Annotated in this window: 17 protein-coding genes; 5 read left to right on the plus strand and 12 right to left on the minus strand. The window is 44.1% G+C overall.

Going from position 1 to position 19,578, the window contains the following annotated elements; all coding sequences use genetic code 11:
- Positions 1-14: 14 nt before the first annotated feature.
- The 6 genes from KDM92_RS17000 to KDM92_RS17025 all read right to left on the minus strand — a co-directional run bounded on the left by KDM92_RS17000 (position 15) and on the right by KDM92_RS17025 (position 7,059).
- Positions 15-1,880, minus strand: a complete 1,866-nt coding sequence (locus tag KDM92_RS17000; RefSeq protein WP_212685608.1) for a beta strand repeat-containing protein — start codon at positions 1,878-1,880, stop codon at positions 15-17.
- Between the two features lie 108 nt (positions 1,881-1,988).
- Positions 1,989-4,103, minus strand: coding sequence for a type IV pilus secretin PilQ (pilQ, locus tag KDM92_RS17005; RefSeq protein ID WP_230408406.1), 2,115 nt, complete (start codon positions 4,101-4,103; stop codon positions 1,989-1,991).
- Between the two features lie 38 nt (positions 4,104-4,141).
- Positions 4,142-4,675, minus strand: a complete 534-nt coding sequence (locus KDM92_RS17010; RefSeq protein ID WP_212685610.1) for a pilus assembly protein PilP — start codon at positions 4,673-4,675, stop codon at positions 4,142-4,144.
- A complete protein-coding gene (locus KDM92_RS17015) occupies positions 4,672-5,337 on the minus strand; it encodes a type IV pilus inner membrane component PilO (RefSeq protein ID WP_212685611.1) in 666 nt (221 codons plus the stop codon). The genes KDM92_RS17010 and KDM92_RS17015 overlap by 4 nt, the downstream gene beginning before the upstream one ends.
- 13 nt (positions 5,338-5,350) lie before the next feature.
- Positions 5,351-5,980 (minus strand): PilN domain-containing protein, encoded by a 630-nt coding sequence (locus KDM92_RS17020; RefSeq protein WP_189347785.1) that lies wholly within the window; start codon positions 5,978-5,980, stop codon positions 5,351-5,353.
- Entirely contained in the window at positions 5,980-7,059 is a 1,080-nt protein-coding gene (locus KDM92_RS17025) for a pilus assembly protein PilM (RefSeq protein ID WP_212685612.1), read from the minus strand. Before KDM92_RS17025 ends, KDM92_RS17020 begins: the two co-directional genes overlap by 1 nt.
- Positions 7,060-7,373: 314 nt before the next feature.
- On the opposite strand from KDM92_RS17025, the gene KDM92_RS17030 reads away from it, so the two are divergent.
- Positions 7,374-9,686, plus strand: coding sequence for a penicillin-binding protein 1A (locus KDM92_RS17030; protein ID WP_212685613.1), 2,313 nt, complete (start codon positions 7,374-7,376; stop codon positions 9,684-9,686).
- A gap of 83 nt (positions 9,687-9,769) precedes the next feature.
- On the opposite strand, the gene cyaY is transcribed toward KDM92_RS17030, so the two are convergent.
- Positions 9,770-10,078, minus strand: coding sequence for an iron donor protein CyaY (gene cyaY / locus KDM92_RS17035; RefSeq protein WP_189347780.1), 309 nt, complete (start codon positions 10,076-10,078; stop codon positions 9,770-9,772).
- Positions 10,079-10,143: 65 nt separating this feature from the next.
- Here cyaY and lptM point away from each other — a divergent pair, with 65 nt between their 5' ends.
- The gene (lptM, locus tag KDM92_RS18975; protein ID WP_212685614.1) at positions 10,144-10,323 is read left to right on the plus strand and encodes an LPS translocon maturation chaperone LptM; all 180 of its coding nucleotides are present in this window, start codon (positions 10,144-10,146) and stop codon (positions 10,321-10,323) included.
- A gap of 4 nt (positions 10,324-10,327) precedes the next feature.
- Here the strand turns inward: lptM and KDM92_RS17045 are convergent, their stop codons facing one another.
- The 5 genes from KDM92_RS17045 to KDM92_RS17065 all read right to left on the minus strand — a co-directional run bounded on the left by KDM92_RS17045 (position 10,328) and on the right by KDM92_RS17065 (position 16,256).
- Complete coding sequence (locus tag KDM92_RS17045; protein ID WP_212685615.1) at positions 10,328-10,951, minus strand: protein-methionine-sulfoxide reductase heme-binding subunit MsrQ; 624 nt, start codon at positions 10,949-10,951, stop codon at positions 10,328-10,330.
- Positions 10,951-11,931: a protein-methionine-sulfoxide reductase catalytic subunit MsrP gene (msrP, locus tag KDM92_RS17050; RefSeq protein ID WP_212685616.1), complete on the minus strand. Its 981-nt coding sequence runs from the start codon at positions 11,929-11,931 to the stop codon at positions 10,951-10,953. The genes KDM92_RS17045 and msrP overlap by 1 nt, the downstream gene beginning before the upstream one ends.
- Before the next feature lie 214 nt (positions 11,932-12,145).
- Positions 12,146-13,282: a c-type cytochrome biogenesis protein CcsB gene (ccsB, locus tag KDM92_RS17055; protein WP_212685617.1), complete on the minus strand. Its 1,137-nt coding sequence runs from the start codon at positions 13,280-13,282 to the stop codon at positions 12,146-12,148.
- Between the two features lie 64 nt (positions 13,283-13,346).
- Positions 13,347-15,503, minus strand: coding sequence for a cytochrome c biogenesis protein ResB (locus KDM92_RS17060; RefSeq protein WP_212685618.1), 2,157 nt, complete (start codon positions 15,501-15,503; stop codon positions 13,347-13,349).
- Positions 15,504-15,584: 81 nt separating this feature from the next.
- Complete coding sequence (locus KDM92_RS17065; RefSeq protein WP_189347768.1) at positions 15,585-16,256, minus strand: c-type cytochrome; 672 nt, start codon at positions 16,254-16,256, stop codon at positions 15,585-15,587.
- Positions 16,257-16,502: 246 nt separating this feature from the next.
- Between KDM92_RS17065 and yihA the strand changes: the two genes are divergently transcribed.
- The 3 genes from yihA (at position 16,503) to KDM92_RS17080 (ending at position 19,576) form a co-directional block, all read left to right on the plus strand.
- The gene (gene yihA / locus KDM92_RS17070; RefSeq protein WP_212685619.1) at positions 16,503-17,219 is read left to right on the plus strand and encodes a ribosome biogenesis GTP-binding protein YihA/YsxC; all 717 of its coding nucleotides are present in this window, start codon (positions 16,503-16,505) and stop codon (positions 17,217-17,219) included.
- A 159-nt stretch (positions 17,220-17,378) separates the two neighbouring features.
- Positions 17,379-18,392 (plus strand): porphobilinogen synthase, encoded by a 1,014-nt coding sequence (hemB, locus tag KDM92_RS17075; protein ID WP_212685620.1) that lies wholly within the window; start codon positions 17,379-17,381, stop codon positions 18,390-18,392.
- Between the two features lie 29 nt (positions 18,393-18,421).
- Complete coding sequence (locus tag KDM92_RS17080) at positions 18,422-19,576, plus strand: magnesium transporter CorA family protein (protein ID WP_212685621.1); 1,155 nt, start codon at positions 18,422-18,424, stop codon at positions 19,574-19,576.
- Positions 19,577-19,578 lie beyond the last annotated feature (2 nt).

Here is a 19,578-nt window from a genome sequence, read left to right on the forward strand (position 1 = left end):
AATAGTAATTGCGACTAATTACAATCAACGCCACCTTTACTATTGTCTTTAATATTCATAGTAGATGTTGCAGAAGCACCATTGCTATCCAATACAGTCAGAGTAATCGCGTAAGTCCCACCAAGAGTTACGATCCCACCAGCACCAGAGGTCATACAACGATTACCTTTAGAACCTAATCCAACCACAAATGCTGTACCGTTTGCCGACTGAGCGATTGCCGCAGCTGGCACAGAAGAAAGTACTAAATCACTTGTAAAAGCACGATATGGACCGGTGCCACCATAAATGGTTAAGCTAACATCATTGGTGCTATCTTCACCCACTGTAATCGTTGCAGGAGATATGCGTAATTGAGAAGTTGCTGCAGAAGCTGTTATCGTAACTTCAACAGTTTTACCCAATGAATCAAAAACAGTAACCTTAGTTGAGCCAACATTCAATAATTTAGCAGTAAAAGAATTACCTGTTTGCGTCACAGTCGCAATACTCGGATTGTTATTTGAAACAGTGTATGGCGAAGATCCACCTGACATATTAAATGTCAAAGTATCACCAACAGCACCTGTTGAATCACCAGGAAGTACTGCAACCGGAACAGCGGCTGCCGCTGTAACTGTGACATTCACAGTTACTGATGCTCCTAATGAATCCCTGATTAGAATCTGTGAATTTCCTGAACTTTCACCTTTCACGGTAAATCCAGATTCGGTACTTGTTACTGACGCTACAGCAACGTTGCTACTTGTCACAGTGTAAGGAGCACTCCCACCGCCAATACTATAAGTTGCTGAAGCAGGGGAAACTATTGTGACCGTACCCGGAGCGGTCGTAAAAAGGGCGACAATCGTACCCGTACCAACCGTCACATTGATTGTCACAGTAGTTCCAGCAGAATCAGTAACAATTACTTGACCGCTACCTTTTGCCACACCATTCAACGTCAAGTTGGTGCCTGACACTGTCGCAGTAACAATGCTTGCATTACTGCTACTTACGCGGTAGGGTGCTCGTCCACCACCAATTGTAAAGCTGGGCGAAGTTGATGGTGCGACAACTAAGCTCGGAGATGCTGTAGTGAATAAAGGCGTCGGTGTACCCGTTCCAACCGTAACATTAATTTCCAAACTTCCATTTGTGGAATCACGAACTACCACAGTAGCTTTCCCCGTCGAAACACCTGTAATTACAAGATCGTTTCCCGTGATCTTTGCTGTTGCAACTGCAATGTTGCTGCTGTCTGCAGCGTAAATAGTCGATCCACCACCGACTTTATAGGTGTTCGCTCCACCGACTTCAATTGTCACGTCTTTCGCAGCAGTAGAAAAAAGCTGATCAACTGTACCAACGACTACATCAATCTTTACTTCCTTACCTAAAGTATCTTTAACTGTGACAACAGCTTTACCACCAGATTGACCAGTTATAACAAACTCACGAGATGTGGTCTGACCAACACTTGCAATTCGAGTATCACTTGTAGTTACCAAATAAACTTGGCTACCTCCACCAATACGATATACGGCAGAGGTACCTCCCACTCCAACTGAAACCGTGCTCGGAGCACTTGTATACAGATCGATTCCTGAACCTACGGTTGCTTCAATAAGCACTTTCGCACCAGCGGCATCGGTGATCGCGACCACCGCAGATCCCCCATTGCCTCCAGTGATTCGTAGCGTTTTACCACTCACCTGGACACTAACTGCACTCGAACTACTAGTCGCGATATAAGCTGGAATACCGCCACCGATATTGTAAGTTTGTACCTCACCAGGTGAGATTGTAATTTTCTCAGCAGCGCTAGTAAAAAGCGCGACCCCACTAGTATTCCCGGCAGACCCACCACCACCGCCACAAGCAGAAAGGAGCGAAATCACAGCCATTGCAAAAAACGCGCGAATTAACTTCGTCATGTAACACCTATTAAATATAAATGAATGTAGAGACATCCTACATTTGAATCAAAAATCTTATTAACAATCGCTTTACTGATTTGCAAATGTTCCAGTGAGCTGAACTTTTGGTGTGATGAAAATCAATAACTCAGTTTTATTATTTGTCTTACCTGTTGACTTAAATAAGTTACCAAAGAGCGGCAGATCACCAAGGAAAGGCACTTTAGTCACGTCGGCACGCTCTTCCTGTGTGTAAATACCGCCCAATACGACAGTGCCACCATTCTCAACCAACACATTGGTTTTGACTTGTTTCGTATTAATTACGGGACCTCCACGAGTTTCTTCACCGCGACTATCTTTGTGAACATCAACAGCAAGAATAATCGTCCCATCTGGCGTAATTTGCGGGGTCACATCCAAGCTTAATGTTGCCTTCCTAAAATAAATTGCCGTTGCGCCACTGAGTGTAGCGATCTGATAAGGAATTTCTTGACCTTGCTCGATGTGTGCAGGTGTTTGATCGGCTGTTACTACTCGTGGACTTGAAATAATTTTACCATCGCCATCTGCCTCTAAGGCAGACAACTCTAAGTTTAAGAATCGATTGGCAGCTGCTGAAAACAAACTTACCGCCAGACTACCAGCATCTAAACCACCAATACCAGCAGCTGGCAAATTAACAAACTGCGTATTCGGAATATAACTCTTCTCTGTAATCTTTGCTTGTCCGGTTTGCTCACCAACACCTAAATAATTCCCCGTAATTGCGGCACGTTGATTTCCTGAAATTTGGAAACCTGTATCCCCACCACTAATGCCGCGCAAATCTGCGAAGCCTAATTTCGCTCCCAAATTGCGGCTAAATTTATTATCTGCTTCGACGATCCTCGCTTCGATTACTACTTGCTTCGTTGCGATATCAGTTTTTTGAATTAATTTACGGACTTCTTCAATTTTGGAAGCAATATCGGTAATAAATAATTGATTCGTTCTTGGTTCAGTTAGCACACTGCCGCGCTTGGAAAGAATACGATTAGTGGTGGTATCTTCCGCACCAAAAAGCTTCTTGAAAGTATCCGCTTTCTGATACTTTAACTGGAAAGACTCCGTTTTCAGAGGCTCAAGCTCGGCAATCGCAGCCTTCTGCTCCAGTTCGAGTTTTTCTTTCGTTAGCAACTCGTCTTTAGGGCCAATCAAAATAACATTCCCATTCTTACGCATATCCAAGCCTTTGATTTGCATCACGATATCAAGCGCTTGATCCCAAGGCGTATCAATTAGACGAATCGTAATATTACCCGTCACCGAGTCACTTGCAATAATATTGACACCACCTTGCTCTGCCAGAATTTGCAGCACAGCTCGGACGTCAACATCTTGGAAATTCATACCAAACCGATCACCTTTGTAACCTTGGGTACCTTGGGTCAGCTTATTCGGATCTTCCTTAATCGGCTTAACCTCAATTACCAGCTGGCTATCACTTTGATAAATACTGTGCTCCCACAGTCCTTTTGGCTCGATCAACATTCTGACATTTTCGCCTTGCCGAGTGGTTGTCACTTTCTGTACAGGAGAACCGTAGTCAGACACATCCAAAGTCTTACGCAAAATATCAGGGATTCCGACCTTCATAAAGTCGACAACTATAGTTTGACCTTGAAGTTTTGCATCAATCGCCACTTGATTACTCGGCAGTTCAACTACGACGCGACCATCTCCTGCGACGCCACGACGAAAATCGATATCACGCAACAATTGTTTCGTTGGCTGCGCTATTTCTCTATTATTAACTGGCAAACCAATAGCATTCACTGGTGTCGCCAGCCCACCTGAACCATCAATCGTTACTATCAATGAGCTACCTTCAATGAAGGTTGCATAGTTCAACGAGCGGTTCAAATTAAAAACCAATCTAGACCGTTCTGGCACTTCAATCAAATTAACGCTACGGACTTCGCCCAATCCCACATCCACGGTACTTTTACCGGTACCATTACTTGTATTTGCAAAATCAAAAGAAATTCTAGCTGGATTTGTAATCGAAAATGCGACGGGCGGTTTAACCAGAGGTGTCTTAAAATTTATCTTCACGATAATATTCGCACCTTGCTGATTGGCGGTAATCGATTCGATCGTATTAGTGGTCTGCGCTTGAACGAACTGACCCAAGAACATTAGTCCCAAAAAGAAGTACTTCATGTTCTTGATGCTCCTATTAATTACTTTTATCAATCTCATCATTTTTTCGCCTCTTGCAATTCTAAGCTTGCTTTTCTTTCTGTCCATTCACCGGTCGCGTCTTGCACCACTTCTACAAGATCAATTCTGGTTTCATTGATACTAATAACTTTGCCAAAATTTTGTCCTATATACCCGCCGACAACAACAGGAAATACCGCTTTCCCAATCTGAATAAGACCTTGCAATGTCTTATGATTGTCAAATGTACCGACCATTTTCATTGACTCTAAAGCGTAACCTTCAAGCGCTTCTTTTGGACGATCAAAATCTGGTTTCAATCCATTGTCATTTGCAGCCTTCATACGAGCGAACACGACTAACAACTTCCCAGAATCAAACGGATCGATGAAGTCAGTACCTTCATAAGAGGCAGGGATAAAGACTTTGGGCTCAGCTATTGGTGCAACCTTAACATTGGTTTCCTTTTTCACTTGATCCATCCATCCCTTTAATTCATCAAGTCCGTTATCACCACAGGCGCTCAATAGGAAAGGCAAGAAAAAGATAATAAATTTAGGCACTATTTTCATTTCTTCGCCTCTTTATTTTTCTTGCGTTCAGCAGCTTGCTCGGCAATCTCTTCAGGATCCAGATAACGATAAGTCTTGGCAATGCCATCCATAACTATTCCCGGCTTTTTTGCATCTTTACTTACTTTGAAGCTAAGATTGTTTAAGGTAACAATACGTGGCAACTTTGCTACGTCGGCTACGAATTGCGCCATATCGTGGTAATTTGCAACCATCTGAATCTCAATCGGCAACTCCGCGTAATAATCCTTAATCGTTGCACCAGCAGGCTTAAAAATATCCATGCTCAAGCCACGACCATTCGCAGCAGAGTTAATATCGGCTAACACGGCAGCATATTCTGCCGTACTTGGTAATTGCTTCTCCATACGCGACACATATTGCAATACCAACTTACGTTGTTCTTTCAAGGCATCTAAACTAATTGACTGCTGAACCTTTACTTTAAAGGTATCTTTCAATTTTTGCTCTTCTTGCTGACCAAGATCAATTTCTTCTAATTGAGTACTCCAATAAAACCACCAACCAACAAATAGAACAAAAATACATAGACCAATTGCCGACAATATCCGAGGTGCTAGTGGCCATAAACCGGGATGCAAGCCGTTAAGGTCTCGAAACTGACTGGCAAGCGACTCAAACTTTTCCTTAAAATCTGACATAGTATTCTCTTCGTTAAGGCGATTTTGCGTCTGCTGGATTTTTCTTAACTGCACCAGCTTCAGCAGCACTGGCTGCAGCTTCTAATTCACGTGGACGGCGAATATCAACACTCAAATCAAACTCGATAACGCGTTTTGCGTCACGTCCCTGGCCAAGCCCCACCGCCTTGTTCTGAATAATTTCAGGTTTGCTCATCCACGGCGAACCACTCAACTCTGTAACGAATAGACCGACCACTGAATGTGACTGAGCATACCCCTTGATTGCGATTCTTTGCCCCTTCTGTTCGATGACCGTCAAATACAAACCTTCAGGGGCCAGCCTGACCAGCTCATTCATCATATAGACAGGTTGATTGCGATCTCCTTGCAAATCTTCAACCGCTTGTTGCCTCGCCTTTAATGCATCGATTTCTTGCTTCAAGTTGGCAACTTCTTTGATCTTTTTATCCAACTCAAGATTTTCTTGAGTGATAAAAGCATTTCGCTCCGTCTGTGCGGATAACTGTGTAGAGAAAACAAAGCCGACTAAGATAACAACTGCTGCGCCAACTAATCCGGCAAGCATCATTAATGAATAGAACTGACTCTTTAGCTCTTTTCGACGTGCTTCGCGGTGTGGAAGTAGGTTAATTCGAATCATTATCCGTACCTCCGCATTGCTAAACCACAAGCAACTAAGTAGGCAGGCGCATCACTTCTCAATGTTTTCTCGTTCACATTCGAACCTAACTCCATACCTTTGAATGGGCTAATTACTGAGGTCGACAATTTGGTTCGTTCAGCAACAATCTCAACTAAACCGGGCAACATCGAACACCCACCAGCGAGGAAAATTTGATCGATGCGCGTGTAGGGGGTCGAGGTGAAGAAGAATTGAATGGCGCGGGTAACTTCTAGAGCAGCATTTTCTAAAAATGGTTCCAATAACTCCATTTCATAGCTATCCGGCAAATCCCCTTGGCGCTTTTTCATCTCCGCTTCGTCGAATGACAACCCGTAATTACGAACAATATCTTGCGTCAACTGGTTACCACCAAATTGCTGATCTCGCTCATAGATAACTTCGCCATTGAGCATGATCGATATATATGTGACTTTTGAACCAATTTGAAACAAGGCATAAATTTGATCTTGCCCACCATTCGGTTGCTGCTCAATCAATCGCTCAACAGCGGCCCTGGCGGCAAAAGACTCAATGTCCATCACTTTTGCCTGTAGACCTGCAGCTTGCGCTGCAGCTACGCGGTCCTCAATCTTCTCTTTACGTGAAGCAGCAAGCAAAACGTCTACGTCTTCTTCTGAATTGGCAGTTGGCCCAATAACACAAAAATCAATGCTAACTTCATCCATCGAGAATGGAATATATTGACTTGCCTCAGACTCAACTTGAAATTCAAGTGCTTGTTCAGTCAAGCTGCCAGGCAAAATCATTTTCTTTGTGATGACTGACGCAGCAGGCATCGCTAAAGCAACATTTCTAGTACCAGTACCGCTACGCTTTAACACGCGCAATACTGCTTCCGAAACTTGCTCTAAGTTTTCAATGTTGCCGTCTACCACAGCCCCTTTAGGCAAAGGTTCGAAAGCACAACGTTCTAATTTAAAGTCTTTTTCGCCGGCACGTGAGAGTTCTACCAGCTTAACGTCGGACGTGCTGATATCCAGTCCCACCAGGGGCGGATTCTTTTGTCCAAGCAATGACGCAAGATCGAAAGCCAAGGAAATCCCCTCAAATAAATATTTTTTTCATGCAAAATACACCAAAAATCTGCTATTGATGTTGCCTAGCAAAAACAAATTAAACCGCCTCAAAATTCAATTTTTCTTTTAAAAACCGCGATTTAGCAGACACTCATACTAGCTTACGTTAAATCCTAGCAATAAGGGGAGTGTAATGTAAAGCATTTTCCGGTAGAAGTGGCGGTTTTACGTTGTCAATTCTCCACTTGATGCATAAAAAGCCCGAAATGCAATTTTTATAGTTGATTCAGCCCAGCTATAATGCTGACCTACCTGTTTTTTACTATGCCATCATGTCATCAACATCCCCCATCGAACCAAGCAACGAAGCTCAAGCCCCAAGCGCATCTAAACCAAATTTGGTGGCACGCATATTTTTGCAATTCTTGCTCGTTGTCTTTGGTCTTATGTTGACTGGCGTTCTAGTGCTAGTTTTTGCAATTTCAATGGCTTATCCCAACCTCCCTGAGATTGATGCGATTACCAGTTACCGCCCCAAAATGCCCATGCGGGTGTTTTCTGCTGACAATGTCTTGATTGCCGAATTTGGGGAAGAAAGACGCAATGTTGTTCACTTCACAGAAATTCCCGATGTGATGAAGAAAGCGGTACTTGCCATTGAGGATGATCGATTCTACGAACACGGTGGCGTCGATTATATCGGCATTGCCCGTGCTGCTATCAATAATGTAACAACTAGTAACAAACAAGGTGCTTCCACCATCACTCAGCAGGTTGCGAGAAATTTTTTCTTATCGACCGAGCAAACTATTAAACGCAAGATTTATGAAATTTTGCTTGCTTGGAAGATCGAGCAAAATCTGACCAAAGATCAGATTCTCGAGGTGTACATGAACCAAATTTACTTGGGACAGCGCGCCTATGGTTTTTCCTCTGCTGCACAAATTTATTTCGGAAAGAGCTTAAAAGACATCACGGTAGCAGAGGCAGCAATGCTCGCGGGTCTCCCAAAAGCACCATCCGCTTACAATCCCGTTGCCAATCCTAAACGTGCAACCGTACGTCAACAGTACATTCTGCAACGCATGAAACAACTAGGCTACATAACGGAAGCACAGTATGAAGTTGCTAAGGTGGAGAAGTTACACATCAAAACCAATAGTGCAGAATTTGCGATTCACGCGGAATATGTAGCAGAAATGGCTCGTCAGTTGGTGTACGAACAATTTAAGGAAGATACCTACACGCACGGATTTAACGTCTATACAACAATCACCAAAGAAGAACAAGAAACTGCCTATGCCGCTTTGCGAAAAGGCGTACTTGATTACGAACGCCGTCATGGCTACCGCGGTCCGGAAGCGATTGTTGAACTACCTAGAAACAAAGAAGTGGCCGATGAAATTATCGAGAAAGAACTGGCCGATCACCCAGATAGTGATGACATCTTGGCTGCCATGGTGACCGAGGCAAGTCCAACGTCGGTAAAAGCAACTTTATCAAACGGAGAGGAAATTCAAATTACAGGAGCTGGCTTAAGCTTTGCAGCCTCAGGTTTAAAAGCCAATGCCCCACCCAATAAGCGCATACAACGTGGTGCAGTAATTCGAGTAATTTTAGAAGGAAAGAACTGGTCCATCATTCAAATGCCTGAAGTGCAATCCGCATTTGTTGCCGCAGATACGCACGATGGCGCGATTCGCGCACTAGTGGGCGGTTTTGATTACAACTTGAATAAGTTCAACCATGTGACACAAGCCTGGCGCCAACCTGGATCGAGTTTCAAGCCTTTTATTTATTCATCTTCACTAGAAAGAGGGCTGTCCCCACAAACAATTATTAATGACTCGCCAATTAGCTTCGATGCTGGTCAAACTGGAGGACAAGCTTGGGAACCAAAGAATTACGATGGAAAGTACGAAGGCCCTATGTCGATGCGCAAAGGTCTGACCAAGTCCAAAAACATGGTGTCGATTCGCATACTGCAAAAAGTTGGTGCCAAGTACGGGCAGGAGTACACCAGTCGCTTCGGCTTCCTTCCTGAAAAAAATCCACCTTACTTAACCTTGGCGTTGGGTGCTGGTGCCGTTACGCCATTACAAATGGCTGGAGCGTATGCAGTGTTTGCAAATGGGGGCTACAAAGTAAATCCTTACCTGATTTCCAAAATTACGGATTCCGAAGGAAAAGTCATCGCGCAAGCCAAGCCCGACACAGCAGCGGACGAAGCCAATCGCGTCATCGATGAACGCAATGCCTTCTTAATGGATAGTATGCTCAGAGATGTGGTTCGCTTTGGAACCGCGACCAAAGCACTCTCGCTAAAACGACCAGATATTGCCGGCAAAACGGGTACGACGAATGACTCGATCGACGCTTGGTTCGCAGGTTATCAAGCAAAAATCGTTGGCGTTGCTTGGATGGGGTATGACCAACCGCGTAATCTAGGTAATCGCGAAACCGGTGGCGGCCTCGCCCTACCTATTTGGATTAGTTACATGCAACGCGCTTTACGTGATATCCCGATTATGGAACGACCTGTTCCAAACGGTATTATTCAAGCCGAGGGCGACTACTTCTATGTAGAAAATCCACCGGGCTCAGTGCCTCGCGCCTTGAATGCAGACGAAGTAATTATTGAATAAATAGACGAATAAAAAAATAGCGAGAAAATTTCTCGCTATTTTTTTGTGTTTTATTGAGACTACAATTTATTTTTCTAAACGATTCAATTCTGCGATTCTGCAATATCGCGCAGAACAGCAAATAACTCAGATTGATCGCGTGTATTACGCCAAAACGCGCCATCATATTTGTAATGAAATCCACCAGATCGCGCAGCCACCCACATTTCTTGCATCGGTGCTTGGCTATTCACAATAATCTTAGAACCATTACCAACAAATTCAATTTCTAAAACATTGCCGCTGCGTTTGGTATCCACATCCCATACATCCGTTTCAAACGCTGTCTCAAACATTTCCTGCACTTGTTGCAAGCAGCTATCCGCCAGCACTAAAAATTCCGATTCCGTCATGTTACACTCCCACTTTCAATGAAATTCTGCATATCCATGCGGCATTCTATACGGGTTACAAGATTTTGAATAAGCACACACGCATTTCTCCACGTATCGCAGGGACAATTCTACTCAGCACTTTGTTACTAAGCGCTTGCGGTCAAAAGGGACCACTTTACATGCCAGAAAAAAAAGCGAGCTCAGCGACGACAAACGTGACGCAATCAATGCCGACACAAACTGAGACAATGCCATCAAAATGAGTCGCTAGCGTTTCATGCGTGACTGCAAACGCCAATACAGACGCACTCCCAACAAGCCACCGACTAGCACCGCAAATAACAAGGGTTGCAGTAATAAGTTTTTCCCCGCCTTCATCCAGAAATAATGCAGTACGCCTAAGGGCGCAATCAAATAAACCAAACGGTGCAGTAGTTGCCATTGTTTACCGCCCAACTGCCTGATCATCCATTGGTTGCTCGTCAAAGCCAATGGCAGCAACAACACGAATGCGACAAAGCCCACGGTGATAAAAGGACGCTTTACCACATCAAGCCACATATCACTCAGGTCGAAGAAATGGTCAAACCATAAAAAAGTTAAGAAATGCAGCGACGCATAAAAGAAGGCATACAGACCAAGCATACGACGCAAGCGAATCAACCAATGCCACTCTAAAATTTTACGCAGTGGCGTAATCGCCAAGCTAATACAAAGAAAATATAGCGCCCAATCACCGGTATTACGCGTAATAAACTCCAAAGGATTCGCGCCAAGTGCATCTTGGTAAACCGCATAAACCAAGCGCAGAAACGGTAGCAAAGCCAATACAAACACAATCACTCTGCACCAGAATAATTGGCGCGGACTTAAGGATTTAATTGTCAGCATTAATAGAACTTTCTTAGATCCATTCCGGTATACAAACTGGCGACTTCACTATATCCATTGAACATCAGCGTCTTGCGTTTGCGCGATAAGAATCCATCTTCACCGATGCGTCGCTCGCTTGCTTGTGACCAGCGAGGGTGATCTACTTCAGGATTTACATTTGAATAAAACCCATATTCTTCTGGTGCCGATAAATTCCACGAAGTACGAGGCTGATCTTTGGTCAATCGAATTTTCACAATGGATTTAGCCGATTTAAATCCATACTTCCACGGCAATACTAAACGCACAGGTGCGCCATTCTGCTTGGGCAAAACCTCACCATACATGCCTAGTGCAAGCAGACTTAATGGATGCATCGCTTCATCCATTCTTAAACCTTCGGTGTAAGGCCACTGCAAAACGCGACTGTTCACGCCAGGCATTTGACGTTTATCTGCCAATGAGATGAACTCAACATAACGTGCATTTCCTGTTGGCTCAACTTTCTTTAATAAGTTAGATAAAGAGTAACCAATCCAAGGTATCACCATCGACCACCCTTCAACACATCGCAAGCGATACACACGCTCCTCCAAAGGTGCTAACTTTAATAAACTATCCAAATCCAAAGTGACAGATTTTTTTACTTCGCCTTCGATCGTCACCGTCCATGGACGCGTCTTCAAGCTATCGGCATTCTCCGCAGGGTCTGCCTTGTCGGTACCAAATTCATAAAAATTATTGTAAGTCGTCGCATCCTTATACGAGGTCTTTTTGTCCAATATCAAGTAGTTAGAATTGGCCGCAGCAGCTAATTTTTGCGCGCTTGGATTTTGCGCAAACGCCTCGCGCTGCAGCATTTCAAGTACTGCGGCGCTAGCCACAGAACCGACTGCTAGTTGTCGCATAAAATCACGACGCGATTCAACAATAACACGCGGTGTAATTTCTGAAGCAGTGGGTGGCTGATCACCATATTGCTGAAAAGGCATACGCATAATGACTCCTTTTTTTAAATGCACAACAACACAACTTGATTCAAACTTGCTTAGTGTCTCATAAGTCGAGAATTCGGTTTGAACCTTACAGAAAACAGAAAGTTTCTGGTGTAACGGTTCAAATTGCCCCTTTCAACAAACACTGATAAATCGTCAAAGAAAAAGCGGCACAAACAAAATGCTTGTGCCGCTTTTTATGTGATTTAGCAGAGAATTACAGTGCGCCGTATGAATGCAATCCAGATAAGAACATATTAACGCCTAAAAAGGCAAAGGTCGTCACCAACAGACCTACGATTGCCCACCACGCAGCCACCTGACCACGGAGACCTTTCATCAAGCGCATATGCAACCATGCAGCATAATTAAGCCAAACGATCAAAGCCCAAGTTTCTTTTGGGTCCCATGACCAATAACCGCCCCATGCCTCGGCCGCCCATAATGCGCCTAAAATTGTCGCAATCGTGAAGAAAGCAAAACCAACCGCAATTGCTTTGTACATCACGTCATCCAACACCTCAAGGCTAGGCAAACGATCTTGCAGCATCCCTTTCGATTTAAATAAATAGGCAACGCCAACCATCGCAGCTAAGGAGAAAGTGCCATAACCAATAAAATTGGCCGGCACGTGGATTTTCATCCACCAGCTTTGTAATGCGGGCACTAAAGGTTGAATTTCTGCTGCATCGCGACTCACGGTGTACCACAACAAAAACGCGACCGCTGCTGAGATCACCAATAAGACGAAGGCACCTAGCTGACGTGTTCCATAGCTCTCCTCGTAGTACAAGTAAAACAAGGCAGTAATCATAGAAAATAAGATAAATACTTCATACAAATTCGAGACCGGAATATGACCAACATCTGGCCCAATCAAATAAGACTCATACCAACGCACCAATAAGCCGGTGAAGCCCATTACCACCGCTGCCCAACATAAGCCTGATCCAACTGATGCGCCAAAATCAGAACGCAAAATCAAACCACCCCAATAAAACAAAGTGGATAGCACAAAGAAAGTACTCATCCACAAAATCGCAGATTGACTTGAGAGTAAGTATTTCAAGAAAAATTTCTTATTCGCGAGATCTAGTGAACCTGCATATTGAGAAATTGCGAATAGCGATAGCACCGCCAAGACAATCATCAAGGCACGCATTGGCTTCCAATTCCATCCTAACCAAGCAAAGGTCGGCGCACTCAAAAGCAAAATAGCTTCCTCGTAAATATCCATGTACTGGCCGTAACGATGAAACGCAAAAAAAGCACCTGCGCACAGCAATGCCGCATAGATCCAATCGAAAGCGCTGCGGCGCTGAAAATAATTTTGATATGTCAAACTCGTTTCCATACAAATCCCGTGAGAATAATTTTTAAATTCTTGGTTGATTGAGTCAAGCAATTCGGTGCAAATATTAACTTGAAGTAGTCACAGATTCAGTTGGCTGCTCAGGTACGCCGAGCTGCTTTTTCAATAGCTCAAATTCTTTTTCAAAATCTAAAGTCTTGCGCTGAGAACTCAATGCCATCAATGCGTGTGTTTCACCCGCATCATGTTTAATCCAAATCCACAAACGTCGTTCGCGAATATAGAACATTGAAAACACACCGATCACCAAAAATAAGCAGCCAAGATACACCACATTTTGTCCTGGTGCTCGCGTCACCTGAAATACCGAAGCCTTGATCTCTTCAAAACCAGTCATTTGTAAATAGACAGGTGCACCATAGAAGAAGGCGTCAGACAAAGCTGAGGTCGCTAATTGCAAAAACTGAGCGCGTTTTTCGGTCAACTCCAATGCTGGCAAGCCTTCTTTCTGACGAGCCAACTGCCACAAATCCCACATACTTCCGTTGAGGATTTTCATAAACACATCTGCTGCTTTAGTTTGTTCTTCTGCGGGAATATTTTCTAAGAAACCGGCAATCGCAGTAAATCCCGCCAGTTTTGGCGCATCGCCTTCACCAGCAAAAATGCTCAAGCCTTTCTTGGCGGAATTAGCCAACTGCACTTGCATTGCTTCGGCCCCTGCGTTTGGCAACGCACGTTTGGCATACACTTCTGCAGCCCTCGATCTTAATTCTGGATTAGCCAACGCAGCACGCAAACGCATCCATTCATCTAACTTATCATCTTCATCCGCAGGAATTCTTAAATAACGGAATTGCTCATTTGGTGAGTCGCGCGCACCAGCTAAGAAGACCCAACTACCATCCAACAAAACGGGCTGCATGTAGTTATGAAACTCTCTCGCCTGCCCAGTCTTATCGCGTAATTTGTATTGCATACTTGGACCGACATTTTTCAAGTCTTTATTGTTCGCATTTTTGGCGGCAGAACCTGAATGCTTATCTAAGTCAGCAGTTAATTTTTGCGTAAAGTTTTGATTCGAATTAACTGCGCGTAAGTCTTGTCCTTCACGTGCTAAATTTTCGACATTAAACGGTCTAAAAGCGCTCCATTCGATCGTATATTCATCACGGCCATTTACTTGTTCAGCAGTCAGCTTATTCTCGCCACCCATTTTGGCGCTAATTGGAAACTTTCCTAAATTAGCCCCAGTCATACTGTGTGCCTGTACTTGCAACAAGCTTCCACCATCATCAAAACTAGATTGGAAAATGGCGATTCCTTTATAGATTAAAGGATGATTGACTTTAATAGTCGAATCAAAGGTTTTGCCAGTTTCATGATCAACGATGGTGACATCACTTGCGAATAGTTTTGGCATCCCTGTCGAATAAAAATCAATATGAAATTTCTTCAATCGAATAGTGAACGGCAGCTCTTGCAACAACACGCCTTTTGCCTGCGGAATGACCGCCGTATCGCCACTTTTTCCCTCTGGAATAGCAATATTGCCGCGGAAAGTCGGATTCGCTAACGACAATTTGTGCTGCGCGGGAATTTGCGAAATTAATACCCCACTGCCCTCAAACGGGACTTTGCCACCAAACCATTGTTGAAATCGAATCGCTAGATCCGAATCCAATAGGCCACCAATACAAATAACAACGATGGCAGCATGTGCAAAAATGTAACCCCACTTATTTGCTGCGCCTTTTTTTGCTGCGATCAAACTCGCATTTTCTTTTTCAACCAGCTTAAATTGATATCCTAAATTCTTTATTTGCTGTGTCATCTGCTGAATCATTGCCTCTCTTGAGACCGTGCTACGCCACTCAGCTTTATGACGGAAATTACGCAATGATTGCTCGCGTACATTTTCACGCCAACTACGCATATCTTTGAGCATTTTCGGCGTATTGCGAATCAAGCATAAGCTTGTCGACAAAACCAAAAAGCCCATGATGGCCAAAAACCACCATGCAGAGTACACAGAGTACAAACTCAGATGTTGAAAAACCTCAAACCAAAATGGGCCAAACTGATTTACGTAATTTGGCAAAGGTTCATTTTGTTTCAGTACGGTGCCAATAATCGACGAGATCGCGATAATAGTGAGCAAGCTGATCGCAAAACGCATCGATGACAAAAGCTCTACACTACTGGCGAGCCAAACACGTTGCGTTTTAATTTCTAGGCCTGAGGTGTTAGTTTCAAGTTCCATACATGTCCAAAAACAAAAAGGGGATGGCATTTGCCACCCCCTCCGTTAATCGTTTTACTTGTTATTGTAGTTGCGAAGCGCTTACTTCAAGCCAGCAACATAGTCAGCAACTGCTTTCATTTCTTCATCTGACATACGTTTTGCAATAGTTGTCATCTGTGCGCTATTTTTACGAGCGCCTGTGCGGAACGCTGTTAACTGCGCCACAGTGTAATCTTGGTGTTGACCAGCGATACGTGGGAATTGCGCTGGAATACCTGCGCCATTTGGACTATGGCAACCAGCACAAGCAGCAACATTCTTCTCCGCAATACCTGCGCGGTAAATAGTTTGACCTAAGTTCACGATGTCTTTATTTTTTGCAGCGCCAGCCTTCGGCTTTTGCACAGCCAAATAGGCAGACACATTTTTCATGTCTTCTGGAGTCATTAACTTAGAGAATGTCGTCATCACTGCATTATTACGCGCTGGTGTCGTGAAATCCATTAATTGTTTTACGAGGTAAGCGTCATGCTGACCTGACAATTTAGGATTAATACTGATTGTTGAATTTCCTGCCGCACCATGACATGAAACGCAAGCAACAATACCGCGAGCTGCATCGCCGTTGCTGTACAAAGCTTCACCTTTTGCCAGATCAGCTTTGACTGGTTTAGCTACAGGCTCAGTTGCAGAGGCAATAGAAACGAGTGAAGATGCCGCTAAAGCAACGATGCTGAGGGACTTGGAAAATGATAAAAATGCACGGTTCATTCAAACACCTTGAGACTAAAAATTGGAAATCGGTTCTATTGAAGCATCTGAGAAGCAAAACATACGTGACAAGCAATGATGCCATGGAGCCCACGTAGCTAACCCCTTATTGTACAATAGCTTTCGTGGAAATGTTGAGCTATTCCAAGTCAATTGACGTTAAGAAACCTCACATTTCAAGATGAAACTAATCGTTTTGTCCCTTTTTTTGCATTTTTGCCCCTCCTTTTTGATTGGCTCTGATTTATGTCTATCCTCTGGCAAGCCCGGTTCTTTACCACAGTCAACCACTTACGCGATCTGCCGAGCTTACAAGTGCCTGAAGTCGCATTTGCTGGTCGTTCAAATGCAGGCAAATCAACCGCGATCAATATTTTATGTAATCAGAAAAAACTCTGTTTCGCATCTAAAACGCCCGGTCGCACGCAACATATTAACTTTTTTTCAATTGGCGGTGCACACGTCGGCCAACACCGCAAGGATGAGACACGGCAAGATGAAATTCGCGCTTTACTAGTCGATTTGCCAGGTTACGGTTACGCTGAAGTTCCGGGTGCGGCCAAGAATCATTGGAACGTCTTACTCGGCAGCTACGTACAAAGACGTGAGCAATTAGCGGCTTTGATTTTGATCATGGATTCACGCCGCCCATTCACCGATTTAGATAAACAAATGTTAGAGTGGTTCGCGCCTACAGGCCGTCCAATTCACTGCATATTAACAAAAGCCGATAAACTCAATCGCAATGACGCAACCAATGCGCTTCGCTTAGCACAAAATATTTTGGCTAGTTATGTGGATGCAATCGGCACGCCCTATCCATTTACTGCACAATTATTTTCAGCATTAAACCGAACTGGTATCGAAGAAGCGGATGCAAAGATTCGTGAATTGACTGGCTTGGATGCAACACCAATCTTTGAAGACTTGAAGCAAGCAGACAGCAATTCTGATTTGGCATAAAAAAACCCCGGCACTTTGTAGTGCCGAGGAAAAAAACGCCAATCGAATGGGAACAAGTGGCGCCCGCTTAGGGAGGACCAGCGGTAAGCATAATGCCTAATACTAAGAGCTAAATTCGTAAGAAAAGTTTCATTAACCTCGATAATTTTTTAAATCTCTATGTCCACTACTCTCTCATCCCAATTTCCGCACCTGCGTATGCGCCGTATGCGCAAAGATACGTTCTCTCGTAACTTAATGCGTGAAAATCACGTCACTGCTGCAGATTTAATCTATCCCGTGTTTTTGGTTGACGGTGAAAACAAAATCGAACCTGTCGCGTCCATGCCTGGTGTCGAACGCATGAGCTTGGATAAGCTATTGGAAGTTGCCGATGATTGCGTTGCGTTGGGAATCCCTGTATTGGCCTTATTTCCGTCGATCGAGAATCATTTAAAAACAGAAGATGGCGTGGAAGCGACGAACCCAGATGGTTTAATTCCGCGCGCTATTCGCGCACTGAAAGCGCGTTGCCCAGAGTTAGGCATTTTGACTGATATCGCATTAGATCCTTATACCAGTCACGGACAAGATGGTTTGATTAATGCCGATGGCTATGTGTTAAATGATGAAACGACTGCAATACTGGTCAAGCAAGCGCTCACCCATGCCGCGGCTGGTGCCGATATTGTCGCTCCTAGCGACATGATGGATGGCAGAATTGGTGCCATTCGTAGCGCGCTTGAGGAACAAGGTTTCATCTACACACGGATTATGGCTTACTCTGCGAAATACGCATCAGCATTTTATGGTCCGTTCCGCGACGCTGTTGGCTCTGCTGGCAATTTAGGAAAAAGTAACAAAGCCAATTATCAAATGGACCCAGCCAACAGCAATGAGGCATTGCGTGAAGTCGCACTTGATTTGGCAGAAGGTGCGGACATGGTCATGGTGAAGCCTGGTATGCCTTATCTTGACATCGTACGTCGCGTAAAAGATGAGTTTAAAGTGCCGACGTTTGCCTATCAGGTTAGCGGTGAATATGCGATGATTAAAGCGGCAGCGCAGAACGGCTGGATAGATCATGACAAGACCATGATGGAAGCAATCATGGCATTTAAACGTGCTGGTGCTGACGGTGTGCTAACTTACTTTGCACGCGACATTGCACGCTTGCTACAGCAAAGCAAATAAATTCACTTTGATCATTGAGTTTGCATTTCATGGATATTTTCTACATTAGCGATACGCAAGTCACTCTGAACCCGACCACATTAAATAGAGCGATCGAATTAATTGGCGATGGTGAAAACGATACTGGGGATGACACATATCGGTTTATGTGGATAGACATCACGCATGATGAAGTTGAGCGAGATGCTGATGCTTGGCGTGATCAAGTTGAAAAACTCACTGGCATACGCATCTTTGATTTACATCTCAAGGATATTTGCAATCGCAGCCACCCATCCAATTTTGATGCGACACAAGATTACGAATTAGTGATCTTTCAAAAGCTGGCATTAAATGGGGAGAGTGGCGAATCCAATTCAACTCCACAAGAGAGTCATAACGCCAAGAAAAAAATGCCGGCAGTTTTACATCGACTGCAAACGCAACCTGTTTCTTTTCTCTTGATTGGTAACGCACTGATCACAGTACGCGCAAACTATAGCCGCACAGTTGAAACTATGCGCGCACGCTTACTCAACTTTAAGCCCAAAGACAATAATAACTTGAGTAGTAAATTACCGGCATCACCAGAGGATTTAATGCTGCGTTTGTTAAATGCCATGGTTGATCAATATCTTGATTTACGCCAGCCATTAACCAATCAATTAGATCGCTGGCAGCATGCCTTACTTGATCCGCGCAAACCGTTTAATAATTGGGTTGCTTTACTCGACTCACGGGTAGAGTTGCGTAAGCTGGAGCATTTGTGTGAAGAACAATATGATGCTTTACAAGAGCTGCGCGATCACTTTATTGACACGTTTGACGGGTCTGGTAACAAACAAAGTCGCGCTAAAGATTTGTTATTGGTTCGCACTAATGATGTGATGGAACATATTAATCGCGTGCTCAATCACACTCGACGGCTCGAAGCATCGCTTGAATCGTCGGTGCAAATTCACTTCGCGGCCGTGTCACACAAAACCAGCGAGATTATGCGTATCTTGACGGTGATCACCGCTTTGTTTATGCCGCTGACTTTAATCACAGGGATTTTCGGCATGAATTTCGCAAAGATGCCGTGGATTAATGAAGATACTGGTTTCAAACTCGTACTTGGACTGATGGCACTCACCGTCATCCTTTTTTTAATTGCGATGCGGCTGCAAGGTTATTTAGAGGGTCGCGGACAGCGCAATGAATAATT

Source organism: Affinundibacterium baiyunense (assembly GCF_018139645.1).
GTDB classification, from domain to species: Bacteria; Pseudomonadota; Gammaproteobacteria; order Burkholderiales; family Burkholderiaceae_D; genus Undibacterium; species Undibacterium baiyunense.